Below are 1,462 nucleotides of genomic sequence, written 5' to 3'. Positions count from 1 at the left end.
CTTCCGCTATGTTGTGGTGGCGCCAGCCCTGCCATTAACCACGGTGCTGGCTGACGATCGCGGTCACTGGCAGCCCGTACGACCGGGAAGCGACTCCGCGCTGGCTATGGGGATGATAAGCTGGATTATCGATAAACAACGCTATAACGCTGATTATCTCGCCATTCCCGGCGTGCAGGCCATGCAGCAGGCTGGAGAAAAAAGCTGGACTAACGCTACGCATCTGGTGATTACCAATGAAATTCCAACGCTTGCCGGACAACACTTGACCCTCGCCCATCTGAGTGCAAACGCAGCCCAGGAGCCGGTGGTCGTCAACGAGGCCGGTGAGATTGTCGCCGCCAGCAATTGCCCGCGCGCTCAGCTGTTTGTTACCCGTGAAGTGACGCTGGCCGACGGGCAGACAGTAACGGTAAAAAGCAGCTTCCAGTGTCTGCGTGAGTCCGCAAAGAAACTGTCGCTAACGCAGTACAGCCAGCAGTGTGGGGTTTCAGAAGCAGACATTGCCGCTCTGGCCGACGCATTCACCCGCCACGGGCGTAAAGCGGCAGTGATCACGCACGGCGGTATGATGGCAGGTAATGGATTTTATAACGCCTGGTCGGTGATGATGCTCAATGCGCTGATTGGCAACCTTAGTCTTGAAGGCGGCGTGTTCGTCGGCGGCGGCAAATTTAATGGCGCCACCGACGGTCCGCGCTACAACATGGACAGCTTCGCCGGGAAGGTAAAACCGAAAGGGTTAAGCATCGCGCGCAGTAAAACCGCTTATGAGTCTTCGGAAGAGTACCGCAATAAGGTGGCTGCCGGGCAATCGCCCTTCCCGGCTAAAGCGCCGTGGTATCCGTTTGTCGCCGGTCAGCTTACCGAACTCCTCGTCTCGGCGCTTGAAGGTTACCCTTATCCGCTGAAAGCCTGGATCTCCAACATGACCAACCCGTTTTACGGCATTGCGGGGTTACGCGGCGTGGCGGAAGAAAAGCTCAAGGATCCTGCTCGTCTGCCGCTGTTTATTGCCATTGACGCCTTTATGAACGAAACCACGGCGCTGGCAGATTACATCGTGCCGGATACCCACAACTTCGAAAGCTGGGGATTCAGCGCTCCGTGGGCGGGCGTGGCCAGCAAAGCCACCACCGCGCGTTGGCCAGTTGTCAGATCGGCGACCAGCCTCACGGCTGACGGTCAACCGGCCTCGATGGAGTCTTTCTGTATCGCAGTGGCAAAGCGCATCGGGCTACCTGGATTCGGCGACAATGCAATTACCGATCCGCAAGGTAATCACTATCCGTTAAACCGTGCGGAAGATTACTACCTGCGTCTCGCGGCCAATATTGCGTTTATGGGCAAAGCTCCGGTTGCTGAGGCACAGCCGGAAGACATAGCGCTGACCGGGGTCCAGCGGATCATGCCTGTGATGACCCAAACGTTGAAAACCGATGAAATCAGCCGAGTGGCGTTT

At 57.2% G+C, this 1,462-nt stretch carries 1 protein-coding gene; it reads left to right on the top strand.

The window, feature by feature from the left end:
- Positions 1 to 1,462: molybdopterin-dependent oxidoreductase (locus FDW94_RS24325; RefSeq protein ID WP_249358551.1), on the top strand; the 1,462-nt coding region annotated here is incomplete at both ends.

The organism is Citrobacter sp. wls757 (assembly GCF_005280935.1).
Lineage (GTDB): Bacteria > Pseudomonadota > Gammaproteobacteria > Enterobacterales > Enterobacteriaceae > Citrobacter > Citrobacter portucalensis.
This window is presented reverse-complemented; position numbering and strand designations above follow the sequence as displayed.